The 15,185-nt window shown below is 68.0% G+C and carries 14 protein-coding genes and 1 tRNA gene; 6 read left to right on the forward strand and 9 right to left on the reverse strand.

The window, feature by feature from the left end:
* Positions 1-60: 60 nt before the first annotated feature.
* Positions 61-702, forward strand: a complete 642-nt coding sequence (locus APZ21_RS27665) for a DUF2461 domain-containing protein (RefSeq protein ID WP_054816190.1) — start codon at positions 61-63, stop codon at positions 700-702.
* A gap of 82 nt (positions 703-784) precedes the next feature.
* On the opposite strand, the gene egtD is transcribed toward APZ21_RS27665, so the two are convergent.
* The 4 genes from egtD to egtA all read right to left on the reverse strand — a co-directional run bounded on the left by egtD (position 785) and on the right by egtA (position 5,369).
* Entirely contained in the window at positions 785-1,756 is a 972-nt protein-coding gene (egtD, locus tag APZ21_RS27670) for an L-histidine N(alpha)-methyltransferase (protein ID WP_054816191.1), read from the reverse strand.
* A complete protein-coding gene (egtC, locus tag APZ21_RS27675; protein ID WP_054816192.1) occupies positions 1,753-2,580 on the reverse strand; it encodes an ergothioneine biosynthesis protein EgtC in 828 nt (275 codons plus the stop codon). Before egtC ends, egtD begins: the two co-directional genes overlap by 4 nt.
* Positions 2,581-2,629: 49 nt before the next feature.
* Positions 2,630-3,970 carry an ergothioneine biosynthesis protein EgtB gene (gene egtB / locus APZ21_RS27680; protein WP_054816298.1) on the reverse strand — a complete coding sequence of 447 codons (1,341 nt, stop codon included), beginning with the start codon at positions 3,968-3,970 and terminating at the stop codon, positions 2,630-2,632.
* 109 nt (positions 3,971-4,079) lie between these two features.
* Positions 4,080-5,369, reverse strand: a complete 1,290-nt coding sequence (gene egtA / locus APZ21_RS27685) for an ergothioneine biosynthesis glutamate--cysteine ligase EgtA (RefSeq protein WP_054816193.1) — start codon at positions 5,367-5,369, stop codon at positions 4,080-4,082.
* 352 nt (positions 5,370-5,721) lie between these two features.
* On the opposite strand from egtA, the gene APZ21_RS27690 reads away from it, so the two are divergent.
* The 3 genes from APZ21_RS27690 (at position 5,722) to APZ21_RS27700 (ending at position 9,687) form a co-directional block, all read left to right on the forward strand.
* Complete coding sequence (locus APZ21_RS27690) at positions 5,722-6,900, forward strand: aminotransferase class V-fold PLP-dependent enzyme (protein ID WP_054816194.1); 1,179 nt, start codon at positions 5,722-5,724, stop codon at positions 6,898-6,900.
* A gap of 20 nt (positions 6,901-6,920) precedes the next feature.
* The gene (locus APZ21_RS27695; protein WP_054816195.1) at positions 6,921-7,862 is read left to right on the forward strand and encodes a ribonuclease Z; all 942 of its coding nucleotides are present in this window, start codon (positions 6,921-6,923) and stop codon (positions 7,860-7,862) included.
* A 178-nt stretch (positions 7,863-8,040) separates the two neighbouring features.
* Positions 8,041-9,687, forward strand: a complete 1,647-nt coding sequence (locus APZ21_RS27700) for a fatty acyl-AMP ligase (RefSeq protein ID WP_054816196.1) — start codon at positions 8,041-8,043, stop codon at positions 9,685-9,687.
* A 1-nt stretch (position 9,688) separates the two neighbouring features.
* Here APZ21_RS27700 and APZ21_RS27705 read toward each other — a convergent pair whose 3' ends face one another.
* The 5 genes from APZ21_RS27705 to APZ21_RS27725 all read right to left on the reverse strand — a co-directional run bounded on the left by APZ21_RS27705 (position 9,689) and on the right by APZ21_RS27725 (position 13,115).
* Positions 9,689-9,931 (reverse strand): hypothetical protein, encoded by a 243-nt coding sequence (locus tag APZ21_RS27705; protein ID WP_054816197.1) that lies wholly within the window; start codon positions 9,929-9,931, stop codon positions 9,689-9,691.
* 165 nt (positions 9,932-10,096) lie between these two features.
* Entirely contained in the window at positions 10,097-10,357 is a 261-nt protein-coding gene (locus APZ21_RS27710; RefSeq protein ID WP_054816198.1) for a hypothetical protein, read from the reverse strand.
* A 108-nt stretch (positions 10,358-10,465) separates the two neighbouring features.
* Positions 10,466-11,446 carry a ribose-phosphate diphosphokinase gene (locus tag APZ21_RS27715; RefSeq protein WP_054816199.1) on the reverse strand — a complete coding sequence of 327 codons (981 nt, stop codon included), beginning with the start codon at positions 11,444-11,446 and terminating at the stop codon, positions 10,466-10,468.
* On the reverse strand, positions 11,446-12,936 hold the full coding sequence (gene glmU / locus APZ21_RS27720) for a bifunctional UDP-N-acetylglucosamine diphosphorylase/glucosamine-1-phosphate N-acetyltransferase GlmU (RefSeq protein WP_054816200.1): 1,491 nt from the start codon (positions 12,934-12,936) through the stop codon (positions 11,446-11,448). Before glmU ends, APZ21_RS27715 begins: the two co-directional genes overlap by 1 nt.
* Positions 12,937-13,044: 108 nt before the next feature.
* Positions 13,045-13,115, reverse strand: a tRNA-Gln gene (locus APZ21_RS27725).
* Positions 13,116-13,509: 394 nt separating this feature from the next.
* On the opposite strand from APZ21_RS27725, the gene APZ21_RS27730 reads away from it, so the two are divergent.
* Together APZ21_RS27730 and APZ21_RS27735 are read left to right on the forward strand one after the other, a co-directional pair.
* Positions 13,510-14,124, forward strand: a complete 615-nt coding sequence (locus tag APZ21_RS27730; protein WP_054816299.1) for a TetR/AcrR family transcriptional regulator — start codon at positions 13,510-13,512, stop codon at positions 14,122-14,124.
* A gap of 184 nt (positions 14,125-14,308) precedes the next feature.
* The gene (locus APZ21_RS27735; RefSeq protein ID WP_054816201.1) at positions 14,309-14,956 is read left to right on the forward strand and encodes a TetR/AcrR family transcriptional regulator; all 648 of its coding nucleotides are present in this window, start codon (positions 14,309-14,311) and stop codon (positions 14,954-14,956) included.
* The last annotated feature ends 229 nt before the right edge of the window (positions 14,957-15,185 follow it).

Consider the following 15,185-nt stretch of genomic DNA (forward strand, 5'->3'; position numbering starts at 1 on the left):
TCGCGGCGTTCGTCGGGGGGACGCGCCGCCCGTGTCGGTGGTTCGGCGTAGGTTCGGACCATGAGCGGATTCACCGGCTTCCCGCTGGCGGGACTGGATTTCTACGAGGATCTCGAGGCCGACAACTCGAAGACGTTCTGGACCGCGCACAAAGAGGTATACGAGCAGTCGGTGAAGGCGCCGATGGTCGCGTTGACGACGCAGCTCGAGGAGGAATTCGGAACGGCCAAGATTTTCCGGCCCCACCGTGACGTGCGTTTCTCCAAGGACAAGGCGCCCTACAAGACCGCGCAGGGCGCCGTGGTGAGCACCGCGCCGGGCACCGGGTGGTACGTGCAGATCAGCGCGGCGGGATTGTTCGTCGGCGGCGGCTTCTACTCGGGAACGCCCGCACAGGTGGCGCAATTGCGGACCACCATCGACGACGAGGTGCGCGGTGCCGAGTTGGCGGCGATCATCGCGAGACTCGCCGCGTCGGGTTTCACCATCGGCGGGGAGAAGCTGAAGACCAAACCGAAGGGGTACGAAGCGGACCATCCCCGCATCGATCTGCTCCGCCACAAATCGATCACCTGTCACAGGGAGTACGGCGCGCCGGCCTGGCTGCCGACCGAACGCGCCGCCGCCGAGGTCCGCGCGACCTGGCAGTCGATGCGCCCCTTCATCGACTGGCTCACCGCCGTGGTATCACCGACCGCGTGATATCGCGGTAGTACCCGGCGTCACCGCTTCGCGACGGAGACCGGAGGCGCCTCCGCCGCGTACTCGCGCGAGGGGTGTTCGATCACAGTCGACCCGCGAGAACGAGCGCGAACCTGTCGTCCTTATCGGTCCACACCCGTTCGGTCTCGAATCCCGCGGCGCCGAGTTCGGCGCGCAGGCCCTCGACGCGGAATTTCGCCGAGATCTCGGTGAGCATCTGCTCGCCGCGGGCGAACTCCACGGTGAGGTCGAGTGCACGGACGTGGACGGTCATGTCCTCGGTGGCGGCTAAGCGCATTTCGATCCACTCGTGGTCGGGGTCCCAGCGGGCGACGTGGTCGAACTTGTCGGGTGCGAAGTCGGCGTCGAGGCGGCTGTTGAGTACATGCAGGACATTTCGGTTGAACTCGGCCGTCACGCCCGCGGCGTCGTCGTAGGCGGGGACGAGGATGTCGGGTGCGATGACCAGACCCGCGCCGAGGAGCAGTCGCTCGCCGGGTTCGAGGACATCGTGGATGCCCGCGAGGAATTCGGCGCGTTCGGCGGGGATCAGGTTGCCGATGGTGCCGCCGAGGAAGGCGATCATGCGCCTGCCGCCGCGCGGCAGGTTCTGCAAGGTGTCGGTGAAGTCGCTGACCACGCCGTGCACGGCCAATGTGGGGAATTCGGCGGCGACCCGATCGGCGGCGTCGCGCAGGGCGCCCGAGGAGACATCCTGCGGCACATAGGTTTTCAATGGACCTTCGGAGGTGAGGGCGGTCAGCAGCAGTCGCGTCTTCGCGGCCGAGCCTGCGCCGAGTTCCACCAGGACCTCGGCGTGCGCGGCACGGGCGATCTCGCCGACCACCCGCTCGAGCAGCGCGCGCTCGGTGCGGGTGGGGTAGTACTCGGGCAACTCGGTGATCCGCTCGAATAGTTCGCTGCCGCGGGCATCGTAGAACCACTTGGGCGGCAACGACTTCGGCTCGGCGGTGAGGCCCCTTTCGGCGTCGGAGCGCAGCGCGGCGGTCAGGTCGGCCTCGGAGAGGTGGGTCTCCACGGTCGGTGCGGTCATGAAACGAGCCTTTCCGGTTCGGGAAGCGGTTCGACGGCAAGATGATTCGGTCGTGCGGTGACCAGGCTGCGATCGGGAATCGACTGCCAGCGCGGATCGTTGTCGAAGGGTTCGGAGCACAGGATGGCGAAGGTGTCGGTGACCAGGGCCGACAGCGCGTGATCCCAGGTGGTGGCCCATAGTTGCGCGCCGTCGCCGAGCAGCAGGTTCAGCCGCGACCCCGGTGCGTGCGCGAGTACGGCCGCGAGCAGCAGGTGCAGGGCGGCCGGGGCCGTGGCACGATCGTCGTCCGCATGGTCGGTGGCGAGCAGGCCGCGCAACAGCACCCACAGTGTCGCGGCGTCGGTCGCGGCCTCGGCCTCCAGCAGACGCGCGGGCGCGAACAGTCCGCCCGCGCCGAGTTCCTCCGCCGTGCCGAGGAATTCGGCCGCGACCGCGCCGAGCGTCCTGCGCCAGTCCCGCACCACGCCGTTGAGGCTGAACGCCCAGCGGCCGTGCGTGAACGGTGCGCAAGCCGACCGCTCGACCGGCATACCCACCGTGGCCGAACGCACCGCACCGAGGACCGCCCACGATTCCAGTTGCGGGAGAACCTCTTCCACCGCGGGATCGGTCCAGATGGGGGCCGGGTTGCGATAGCGGCTCACGGTGATCGCGTCATCGACCTCGCGCCACCACGCGACCCCGAAACCGTCGGCATTGATGACGCCCCCGCCGCGCATATCCCGCGGCGCCCATGCCTGGGTGCGCAGCGAGTGCGTGCCAAGGGTGAGCATGTCGCCCACGCGGACCGGCGGTCCGACATAGCCGAGATGTCGGCACATCAGCGTGCCCCGATCGAACGGCACACCGCCGCCCGCGCTCGTGCGCGCATCAACGTTCCTCGGGACGCAGGTCGCGGGCCAGGCGGAAGCCCGCGAAGATCTGCCGTCGGATCGGATGGTCCCAATTGCGGAAGGTGCCGCGACAGGCCACCGGATCGGTGCCGAAGGAGCCGCCGCGCAGCACCCGGTAGTCGCCGCCGAAGAACACATCCGAGTATTCGGCGTAGGGGAAGGCGCGGAACCCCGGATACGGTTCGAAACCCGAGGCGGTCCACTCCCACACGTCGCCGATGAGTTGGTGCACACCCGCGGGCGACGCACCCTTCGGATAGGCGCCGACCTCGGCGGGTTCGAGATGGCGTTGGCCCAGATTGGCGATCTCGGCATCCGGTTCGGCATCGCCCCAGGGGTACTTCCGGGTGGAACCGGTCGCCGGATCGAAGCGGGCGGCCTTCTCCCACTCCGCCTCGGTGGGCAGACGCTTACCCGTCCAGTTGGCATACGCCTCGGCCTCGAACCAGCACACGTGCACCACCGGTTGTCGCGGGCGCAGCGGGGTCATCACGCCGAAGACCCGCCGCCACCAGTTCCCGGCCGGATCGCGCTCCCAGAACCGGGGCGCGACCAGCTCGGCCTCGCACCGGTGCGCCCACCCGCGTTCGGACCACAGTTCCTGACGCGAATAACCGCCGTCCGCGACGAAGGCCGCGTACTGCTCGTTGGTTACCGGTGCGGCGTCGATGGCGAAGGCGGGCAGTCGGACCCGATGGGCGGGGCGTTCGTTGTCGAGCGCCCACGGATCGTCGGAGGTGCCCATGGTGAATTCACCCGCGGGAACGATCACCTCACCGGTCACCGGCGCGGCGGCCCGCGGCGCGGGCGGCGCGGACAGTACCGGTGCGCCCGCACGCAATTGGTGGGTCGCCAGCATCGTCTCGTCGTGCTGCTGTTCGTGCTGGGCGATCATGCCGAAGGCGAATCCGCCTTCGACCAGCGCGGTTCCGCGCAGCGGACTGTGGTCGAGCACGTCCAAGACCTTGTCGCGGACCGTACCGACGTAGTCGCGCGCCTGCGTCGGATTCAGCAGCGGCAGCGCCGGGCGGTTCGCCCTGGCGTGTTTGAAGGCGTCGTATAGCTCATCGATGTCGGCGCGCACCGGCTCGCGGCCGCCGACATCGCGCACCAGCCACAGCTCCTCCTGATTGCCGATATGGGCGAGATCCCAGACCAGCGGGCTCATCAACCGCGAATGCTGCGCCACCAGATCCGCGTCGTCGACGGCGTCGGTGAGCGCGGCGGTGCGGGCGCGCGCCCTGGTGAGCACGGTGGCGATGTGCTCGCGTAATCGTTGCGTATCGGCGTTGTCGGTGGCGGGGTACCGAGTTGTCACGTGTGCTCTCCGAGAGTCGTTCCGTATGAATCGTTTCCGAGCGGGATCGGCGGCGCGCAGGGGCGAATCGTCCGGGTGCGGGCCGTGCGGGACCCGGACGCTGTCCGGTTCACGCCCGCGTTCCGGTCGGGGTGTGTCCACCTCGACAGCGTCGCGCGGCGCCGTCCAACTCGGCCGCGGCCCGTTCGGTCGGGGCGTGCGCGGCAGCCAGGTCGAGTAGATCGGCGGCGACGGCGCGCATCTGCGGATCCGCGAGTCCGTGCCTTGCCGCCTCCAGCCACCGGCCCGCCACGGGGTCGGCGAGCTCGGTCGCCTCCGCCACGACGCGCGGAGTGGAAAGCAGTGCGTCGATCGCGTGGACCGGGACGGCCCAGACCTCGTCCGGCTGGGCGTCGAGATAGCGGATCTCCAGATGTCCCGAGGCGCGGACCGGCGGGAACAGGGTGGTCAGGTGATAGTCGAGATCGGCGAAATCCGGTCTGCGGCCTACCTCGTCGTCGAGTGCGCCGGTCAGCCAGTCGGAGAAGGTGGCGCACGGTGGCGGCGTCCAATCCGCGCTCGATTCGGCGCGGCGCACACACAACAGCGGCACGTCCAGTGCCCAGCGGGCGTAGGCGGCGATGGGGTCGGACCAGTCCTCGGCGGGCGGGCGGGTGCGCGCGTTGTCCAGCCGCAACCACGTGCGCATACGTTGCGAGGCCCACTCGCCCGCGGGCGCACCGCACAGGACCGGGGAACAGGCGAACGCGGCGACCAGCGCCGGACCCATCACGTGCGCGGCCTGCCAGCGGGCGGCCACCTCCGCCGCGTCGGCGCCCGCGTCCACACTGACCTGGGTGGCGGCGGTATTGCACATCATCAGCTTGCCGAAGGGGCCGATACCGTCGAAGGAGTTCTCCATGGCCCGGTAGCGCGGGAGCGGCAGGAGACGTTCGGGCGGACGCTCGGCGTCGGCGGCGCCGGAAATCATGCGAATCGAGCGGGTGGCCATCAGGTCACGCAGCAGGCGCGTGTCCCGGGCGAGGCGTTCGCACAGGTCGGCGGCGGTGGGAAGGGCGGCGCTGGAGAGTTCGATCTGGCCGCCGGGTTCGGCGGTGACCCGGCTTCCTCCCGGCAGGGCCAGCTCCGGTGAATCCGGGGCGATGGATCGCGGTGCGTACGGTCCGAGTGCCGCGGCCAAGGCGGCGGGATGCGGGCGAGGGGCCGCGCCCGGGGAAGCACCCTGCGCGGAAGGCCCGGTCTGCACCGTGAGCCACTCGATTTCCGCGCCGATCAGAGTCGGTGGACCGAGTTTGAAACAGACGCCCCCCACATATGCCTCGGCCGCGGCACGCGAGGACAGTCCCTCCGACGACGCGGCCGTATCTGCCGATTCCGGATGTTCGAGCGTGACCGCCATGTCAACCTCCACCGTGGGTTCGCGCCCCGGACAGCGGTCCGTGGCACCAACGCCGAATAGCTCGTCTCGAGTGGGTCGTACTGTCGGGTTCGAACGGCCGGATGCGTCCCGCGCGTTCGATGGTCATCTTGCCTGTCGCCTGATTGTGTGTTTCGCGTACTCGTGTCGCAGCGGTCCTGTAGTTGCAGCGGTCCTGTAGTTGCAGCGGTCCTGTAGTTGCAGCGGTCAGGGGCGCTTGCGCACGCACCGGACCAAACCAGCCTAGCGAGGGGGTCCGACAAAAACCGGCAGCCGAACGGATCGGCGCACTGGGCCGGGGTATCGATGATCACGACACGCTAGGGTCGATGCCATGCTGGACGTGACGCGCGTGCGAGCCGATACCCCAGGTTACGACTCGGATCCGCGCATGGTTTTCCTCGACAGCGCGGGCTCCTCGCTGCCACCGCGCGCCGTGGTCGACACCGTCGTCGGGCATCTGCGGCGCGAGGCCGAAATAGGCGGCTATCGCGCCGCGGCCGAGCGACTCGACGACCTCGCCGCGGTGAAGACGGCCATCGGCGAACTGCTCAACGCGCCGCCCGGCAGCATCGCGCTCAGCGACAGCGCCACCCGTTCCTGGACCGACTTCTTCTACTCGGTCCCGCTGGCCGCGGGCGACCGCATCCTCATTTCGGAGTCCGACTACGCCGGCAACGCCATCGCGGTGCTCCAGCGGGCCCGTGCGACGGGCGCGCGGGTGGAACGCATACCGAGTGACCACAGCGGACAGATCGACCTCGACGCACTCGCGGCGATGGTCGACGAACGGGTCGCGCTGGTATCGGTGCTGCACGCGCCGACCAACGGTGGACTGGTCAACCCGGCCGCCGAAGCGACCAGGATCGCGCGTTCGGTGGGTGCGCTCGTGCTGCTGGACGCCTGTCAGTCGGCGGGACAGATCCCCATCGACGTGGTCGAACTCGATGTCGACGCGCTCTCGGTCACCGGACGCAAATGGTTGCGCGGACCTCGCGGCACCGGATTCCTCTACGTGCGTCCCGAACTCGCACGGACCATGTCGCCGCAACGGCTCGACCTGCACAGCGCCGCGTGGACAGGACCGGACGAATTCGAACTCGCGCCCGACGCCACCCGCTTCGAGTTCTGGGAATGTGATGTCGCGGCCCGTCTCGGCCTCGGCGCCGCCGTGCGCTACCTGCTCGACCTCGGGCCGGAGGAGGTCTACGCCGCCATCGCCGCGCGCGCCGAACATCTGCGCAAGGAGTTGCCGCAGATACCCGGGGTGACCGTGCGCGACCTGGGTATCCGGCACAGTGGCATCGTGTCCTTCACCGTCGACGGCGTCGACTCGGTATCGGTGCGCGACCGGCTTGCGGCCGACGACATCACCGTGACCGTCAGTCACGCCGGTTCCACCCTGCTCGACATGACCTCGCGCGGGCTGGACTCGGTGGTGCGGGCTTCGCCGCACTGCTTCGTCGAATTCGACGAACTCGATCGATTCCTCGCGGCCGTCGCGGCCCTGTAGCGGAACGGGTCGCAACCAACATGTCCCAGCGTGAGCTCATCGTCCTCGGCACGGCGAGTCAGGTGCCGACCAAACTTCGCAATCACAACGGCTACCTGCTGCGGTGGGATCGGGAGGGGGTGCTGTTCGACCCGGGTGAGGGCACCCAGCGGCAGATGGCATACGCCGGCGTCTCGGCCACCGACATCACCCGCGTCGCGCTCACCCACTTCCACGGTGACCACTGTCTCGGCCTGCCCGGAATCGTCCAGCGGATCAATCTGGACCGGGTGCCCCATCCGGTGGACGTGTACTACCCCGCCTCGGGTGAGGTGTACTTCCAGCGATTGTGCAATGCCACCGTCTACAACCGCACCGTCGAACTGCGGACACATCCCATCGCCGCGTCCGGCCCGGTGGAGGCGACCGGAGCGCCGTTCACCCTCACCGCGGTGCCGCTCTCCCACCCGGTTGAGGCGTTCGGCTACCGGATCGCCGAGCCGGACGGCCACCGCATCGTGCCGGAACGCCTGCGCGCGTTGGGATTACGCGGTCCCGCCGTCGGCGAACTGCAAAGCGTCGGCACGGTGGTTCACCAGGGCCGCACCATCACCCTCGACGAGGTCACCGAACCCCGCCCCGGCCAGCGGATGGCCTTCGTCATGGACACCCGACTCTGCGACGGCGTCCACGAATTGGCTTCCGGCGTAGACCTTCTCGTCATCGAAGCGACATTCCTCGACGCCGAGTCCGAGCTGGCGGCCGAATACGGCCACCTCACCGCGGGCCAAGCCGCCCGGGTGGCCGCCGAAGCGGGCGCCCGCACCCTCGTCCTGACCCATTTCTCCCAGCGCTACCGCACCCTCGACGGTCACCGTGCCGAAGCCGCCCGCCACTACGACGGAGACCTCGTCATCGCCGAAGACCTCACCCGAATACCTCTTCCGCCCCGTCTTCGACCCCCGACCGGAAACGCGCGCTGATCGTTGTCGTCGCTCACGGCTGAGAGCTTCGCGTCGAAGACCTCGGCGTACCGGGCGGGTCGTACCGCCGATTCTCCGCAGTCCTACGCAACCGGTTAACAGCGGCCCTGATCAGCGGGATTATTGAACAGGTCGGAGGCGTAGGGCCCGGCAAACGGTCGGCACGGAGGAATCGGATATGAGCAGGTTCACCGACGAGATGTACGCGACGGCGCGGTCAAGCACGCGCGGTCTGGTCACCGGGGAGCCCACGTCACCGGTTCGACGGACCTGGGGTGAGATACACGATATCGCCCGTCACATGGCGGGCGGACTCGCCGAGGCCGGAATCGGCCACGGTGACGCGGTGGGCGTGCTGGCCGGTATGCCCGCCGATATCGCGCCCGCGTGCCAGGCCATCTGGATGCGCGGCGCGTCCATCACCATGCTGCATCAGCCGACCCCGCGCACCGACCTGATGGCGTGGGCGCGCGACACCGAGACCGTATTGCACATGATCGAGGCGAAAGCCGTGGTCCTCGGCGCACCGTTCGAGGCGGCCGAACCGTTGCTGCGCGAGCGCGGGATCATCGTCGTTCGCATCGATCTGCTGGGCGAGGGACCCGCTATCGATCCGGTGCCCACCGGCGAGGCAGACATCGCCCTGCAACAGCTCACCTCCGGTTCCACCGGCTCGCCGAAGGCGGTGCGGATCACGCACGGGAATTTCTGGGTCAACGCCTACGCCATGTTCGACCGCGTGAAATTCCGGCTCGACCACGACGTGATGATCAGCTGGCTGCCGCTGTTCCACGATATGGGCATGGTCGGATTCCTCAGCGTGCCCATGCAATTCGGCGCCGAAGTTGTGTGCGTGACCCCGCTGGACTTCCTCACCCGGCCGCTGCTGTGGGCCGAACTCATCGGCAAGTATCGTGGAACCGTCACCGCCGCACCGAATTTCGCTTACTCGCTGCTTGCCCGCCGTCTGGCGCAGGCGCCCGAGGGCGCACTCGACCTCAGCAGTGTCCGCTACATGTGGAACGGCGCCGAGCCGGTCGATCCCGACACCATGGACCGGCTCGCCGCGGCCGGTGAGCGCTTCGGCCTCAGCCCGATGGCGCTCACCCCCGTCTACGGCATGGCCGAGACCACGCTCGCGGTGTCGGTGCCCGATCCCGGACTCGGCATGGTCCTCGACGTCGTCGACGCCGATCTGCTCGAGGCGCTCGGCAAGGCGGTGCCGGTGTCGGAGGAGCACGCCGGGCACGTCTCGACCCGGCGTCTGCCGACCCTCGGCTACCTCGTCGACCACCTAGAGGGCCGGGTCGTCGACCCCGAGCGCCAACCGCTGCCGACCAGGTCGGTGGGTGTGATCGAATTGCGCGGCCCGGCGGTCACCGCCGGATACGTGACCGTGGACGGCTTCCGTCCCGCCTGTGACGCCGACGGCTGGCTCGACACCGGTGATATCGGCTACTTCACCGAGGACGGTCTGATCGTGGTGTGCGGCCGGATGAAGGACGTCATCATCATGGGCGGACGCAATATCTACCCGACCGATATCGAACGGGCCGCCATGCGGGTGCGCGGCGTGCGTGCGGGCAACGCCGTCGCCGTGCGTCTGGACGCCGGGCAGAAGCGGGAGAGTTTCGCGGTGGTGGTGGAGTCCAACGACCACCGCGACCCCGACGCGGTCAAGCGCATCGAGCGCGAGATCGTGCACGAGGTGTTCGCCGAGGTCGGTGCGCGTCCGCGTAGCGTGACGATCCTCGGTCCCGGCGCGCTGCCGAAGACGTCGTCGGGCAAGCTCCGCCGCGCCGCCACCGCCATGCACCTGGGATGACTCAACGGTTGTAGACGATCAGACTGAGGATCAGCCCCAGAATCAACCCCACCGCGGACAGCAGCGCCGCCCACCTGCCGTACTTCTCGTGCTTGCGATCGGCGAGCAGTCCGAACACGATCCCCGCGGGCCCGAACAGAATCGGACACAGCAGCAGCGCCAGTGCCGCGCACACGAACGCGACGACGGTCAGCATCGGAGGATCCGGCGGCGGGCTGTCACCCGGAGCGGACGGTGTGGTCATCGCGCGAATTCTCGGTGCGGGTCGGTGGTGAGCACATCGCCAAGTGGATCACAGCTCGGCCCGCGTGCGGTCGAACCGGCCCGTCGGACGGCAGGTCGTACCCCGATACGGCCGGTGTTCGCGACACCGGCCGTATCGGTGCGTGCCGACAACGCGGCGTCCGGTCTACAGGTCGGTGTCGTCGACGATCTCCATGGCCGCCACTTCGGCGGGACGGTCGTCCTCCTTGGCGTCCTCGGCGCGTTGCGCGGCGGGGGTCCACTCCTGGCGGAGTTCGTCATCGATGCCGAGTCGGCCGTCGTCTTCGTTCTCGCGGTAGGGAATGCGCAGGTCGCGGGGTGGATTCTCGACGGCACGCTCGTACTCGCGGATCTCGTCGGCCTGATCGTCGTCGCCCATATCCATATCGAGTGATTCACGGTCCATAGTTCGAGTATTCCCCGAATTCGCTCGCAGTCGCAGCGCTGGCAGAAGTCACCGCTCGATCCGGCGATCCGATCACCGCTACGACAGGGCCGCCGCGCGCTCGGACGCTCAGGCGTTGCCGTTGAACAGGCCGGTGACCGATCCGTTCTCGAAGACCTCGCGGATCGTACGTGCCAGCAGCGGCGCGATGGACAACACCGTGAGCTGCGGGAACTTCTTCTCCTCGGTCAGCGGAAGGGTGTTGGTCACCACGACCTCCTTGGCGCCGCAGTTCGCGAGCCGCTCGGCGGCCGGATCGCTGAGCACGCCGTGGGTCGCGGCGATGACCACGTCGCCCGCGCCCGCCGCCTTCAGCACGTTGACCGCGCCCGCGATGGTGCCACCGGTGTCGATCATGTCGTCGATCAGGATGCAGGTGCGACCCTCGACCTCACCGACCACGCGATTGGCCTTGATCTGGTTCGGCACCATCGGGTCGCGGGTCTTGTGGATGAACGCCAGCGGGGAGCCGCCGAGCGAGTCGGCCCACTTCTCGGCGACGCGCACGCGACCGGCGTCGGGGGAGACCACCGTGATGTGCTCGAGGCTGTAGTTGGTGCGGATGTACTCGGCCAGCTGCAACTGCGCGTGCATGTGGTCGACCGGTCCGTCGAAGAAGCCCTGGATCTGGTCGGTGTGCAGGTCGACGGTGATGATGCGGTCAGCGCCCGCGGTCTTGAGCAGATCGGCGACCAGGCGGGCAGAGATGGGCTCGCGGCCGCGGTGCTTCTTGTCCTGGCGGGCGTAGGGGTAGAAGGGCAGAACCGCGGTGATCCGTTTGGCCGAACCGCGCTTGAGCGCGTCGATCATGATCAGCTGTTCCATCAGCCACTGGTTCAACGGGGCCGGAAAGCTTTGCAGGACAAAGGCATCCGATCCTCGGACGGATTCCTCGAAGCGGACGAAGATCTCGCCGTTGGCGAAGTCGCGCGCGGTCTGCGGGGTGACGTGGACGTCGAGTTCCTTCGCGACCTGTTCGGCCAGCTCAGGATGAGCGCGTCCCGAGAAGAGCATCAGGTTCTTCTGGTTGTCGATCCATGACGCGGTCACTACTGTTTGCCATCCTTTTGCTCTGTTACCCGACCCGATAGTTCGTCGGCCGTCGACAACGCTGCCGCCGCCGCCCGCGCCGCATCCGTCCCCGGACGGTGGCGCTGCACCCAGCCCTCGATGTTCTTCTGCGGCCCGCCGGACACCGCGAGTGCGCCGGGCGGAACGCTTCTGCGCAGTACAGTACCCGCAGCCGTATACGCCCCATCACCCACGGTCACCGGCGCGACGAACATGGTGTCGCTGCCGGTGCGCACGTGCGAGCCGACGACGGTGTGGTGCTTGCGCACCCCGTCGTAGTTGACGAACACGCTGGACGCGCCGATGTTGCTGTGTTCACCGATGGTCGCGTCACCCACATATGTGAGATGAGGCACCTTCGAGTGCGCGCCGATGGAGGCGTTCTTCGTCTCCACGAACGCGCCCAACTTGCCCGATTCGCCCACCACGGTGCCCGGCCGCAGATACGCGAACGGGCCGATGGTCGCACCGGGACCGATCGAGGCGCCCTCGCCGTGCGTGCGCACCACCTTCGCCCCGTCGCCGACGAGCACGTCGGTGAGCGTGCAATCCGGCCCCACCTCGGCGTCCTCGCCGATGACCGTCGTGCCCAACAACTGGACCCCCGGACGCAGCACCGCGTCCCGGCCGATCTGCACCCCCGCGTCGACCCAGGTGCTCGCCGGATCGATCACCGTCACACCCGCACGCATGTGGCGCTCGAGGATGTAGCGATTGAGCGTGCGCGTGGCCTGCGCCAACTGCACGCGATCGTTGACTCCCGTGACCTTGGCCGCATCCACCAGGCGCGCGCCGTGCACCGGATGGCCCGCCTCCCGAGCCAGCCGCAACACATCGGTCAGATACAGCTCGTGCTGGGCGTTGGCGGTCGAGAGCCGCCCGATCATGGTGCGCAGCACCCGCGCGTCGAAGGCGTAGACACCGGAGTTGACCTCGGTGATCGCGGCCTGCGCCGGCGTCGCGTCGGCGTGCTCGACGATCTCGACCACACCGCCGTCGGCATCGCGCACGATCCGGCCGTAGCCGTTGGCGTCCTCCGGGACGAAGGTCAGCACGGTCACCGCCGAACGCTCGGGATAGCTGCGGTGCTCGTCCAGCAGCGCGCTCAGGGTATGCCCGTCGAGCAGCGGCACGTCGGCCGAAGTCACCAGCAGATCGCCGGAGAAATCCGCGGGCAGCGTCTGCAACGCGCACTGCACGGCGTGGCCGGTGCCGAGTTGCCGCTCCTGAAGCGCGGGCGTGATCTCGCGGCTCAGATCGGCGGCCACCGCGTCAACGGCGGCGCCCACTTGTTCGCGATCGTGGCCAACCACGGTGATGAGATACGCGGGGTCGATCTCGTTCGCCGCGTGCAACGCGTGCGCGAGCATGCTCCGACCGGCCAGCGAATGCAACACCTTGGGTGTCTTCGACCGCATTCGCGTCCCGGCTCCGGCGGCGAGAACGACGACGGCGGTCTGCTGTGGCATGGATCTCCCTCGGCTGCCTGTTCATCGTGTTGGCGGCTTCGTATTCGGTCAGCGCTGTGCTGAGGTCAGCGATGTGCGCGGCCAACGATAGGCCATCGTGCCGATGTGCTCCGCCGCCAGGACTCGAACCTGAACTATCTGAACCAAAATCAGAGGTGCTGCCATTACACTACGGCGGATCGTCACACCGGCGGATCTGGCGCAACCCGCCGCTGTGCGCACGGCACGGCATGAATCCTCGCACGAGACCCCGCCCCACGTCGAGCTAGTACGCCCACGAGCCGGTTTCCCGCCGACCGACCACGTGAGATCGATTGCCTCGCCGGTGAGTGGACGGGGTGGCGAGGCGCCGCCAGGAGCTGTCCGGAACAGTTGTCTCGGAACGGTACCGTCCGTGCAGGGAGGCACATATGCGCGCAACACACTTCCCCGAGCCGCGACCGACCCCGAAGGCACATGGGTAACTCGCCCGGACCGGCGCGGAGCAGGCCCGACCCCGACACCGGAGTCGAGTCGGCCGACCCGCCCGCGAGCGAGCGCGCACGCAAGGGCGCGACACCGCCGCGGCCGCGGATGACCGGCACCCAGCGACGCAGGCAACTGATCGAAATCGGACGCGCGCTGTTCGCCGAGCGCGGCTATGAAGCCACCTCGATCGAGGAGATCGCGCAACGCGCCCAGGTCTCCAAACCCGTGGTGTACGAACACTTCGGCGGCAAGGAAGGCCTCTACGCCGTCGTCGTCGACCGCGAGATGTCGATGCTGCTCGACATGATCACCTCCTCGCTCACACGCAACCGGTCCCGGGTGCGCCTGGAACAGGTCGTGCTGGCCCTGCTCACCTATATCGAGGAACGCACCGACGGATTCCGAATCCTGGTGCGCGACCAGCCCGTCGCCACCGACGACGGGCGCTACTCGAGCCTGCTCAACGAGGCCGTCAACCAGGTCGCCCACATCCTCGCGGGCGACTTCGGCCGCCGCGGCCTCGACACCGGCCTCGCCACGCTCTACGCCCAAGGTCTGGTCGGTACGGTCTCCACCGCCGCGACCTGGTGGCTGGATGCGCGCACACCGTCGAAAGAGGTTGTCGCGGCACATCTGGTGAATCTGTGCTGGAACGGGCTCAGCCACCTCGAAGCGGACCCGCAACTCAGCTCGGAATGGCCGACGGCCGCCACCGATTGACCGAGATTGTTAACCAGCGAATTGCGATGGAGGCCCGGCCGAATGCTCGAATTGGTTAACGCACGACCGCCTGATGGTACCGTTCACGCATCCTCTGGGTGCTGTTCGGGCGGTGTGTCGGTCTTACTTCGGGATGTCGGTCTACTTCAGGATGGCTGGTTTCAGGAAATGACAGGCGGATCTGATGGCTAGGCAAGCGCGCGCGGAGATCACGCGCGACTCCGTCCTCGCGGGCGCTGCCGATGTCTTTCTGCGCTTGGGATATGCGAACGCGAGCCTGAGCGAGATCATCGCGCAATCGAACGTGACCAAGGGCGCCTTGTACTTTCACTTCGGGTCGAAGGAAGAACTCGCCCGTGCGGTGGTCGACCAGGGCAACGAACGCTTGGTCGGATCGTGCCAGGGATTCTTCGATCCACGGGTACCCGCGCTCGAAGCGTGCATCGGGATCACCTACGTGGTCGCGGACCTATCCATGAATGATCCGATGGTCGGAGCGATGCTCAAGCTCACCCATCAAATCGGCGATTTCAAGGGCGCCCAGGGCGAGAACATCGCCAAGACATGGGGTGACACCTACCGGTTGCTCGCCGAACGCGCCATCGCACAAGGAGATCTGGAAGCCGACCTCGATCCCGATGTGATCGGTCTGCTGCTCCAGGAGATCACCGCGGGCGTGCACATCGTGGCGGTCGGCACCGAGTCGATCGACCAGATGGCGACCCGCATGGAACGGGCCTGGTATTTCCTGCTACCGTCCCTCGTCCCCGGGGAGAAGCTCTCGTACTTCCGGGAATTCGCAGCCCGAAGGCTCCGCAGATACGTGCCGTAATACTGGCGGCGCCTCCGGCGCCGCGGGTTCGCGGCCCTTTGGGTCTCGCGTCCGAGCGGCCGATACTTGCTCCTTCGTCGCATCGTTTCGACCACTCGGACGCGAGACGGCCGCGAACTGGATCTCTGGCCGTGCCTTCGGCACGGCGGGGTTCGCGGCCCCTTATGTCTCGCGTCCGAGTGGTCGTTACTCGCGCCTTCGTTGCTTTGTCTCGGCTGCTCGGACGCGA

Origin of the sequence: Nocardia arizonensis (genome assembly GCF_001310275.1) — a bacterium.
GTDB lineage: Bacteria > Actinomycetota > Actinomycetes > Mycobacteriales > Mycobacteriaceae > Nocardia > Nocardia arizonensis.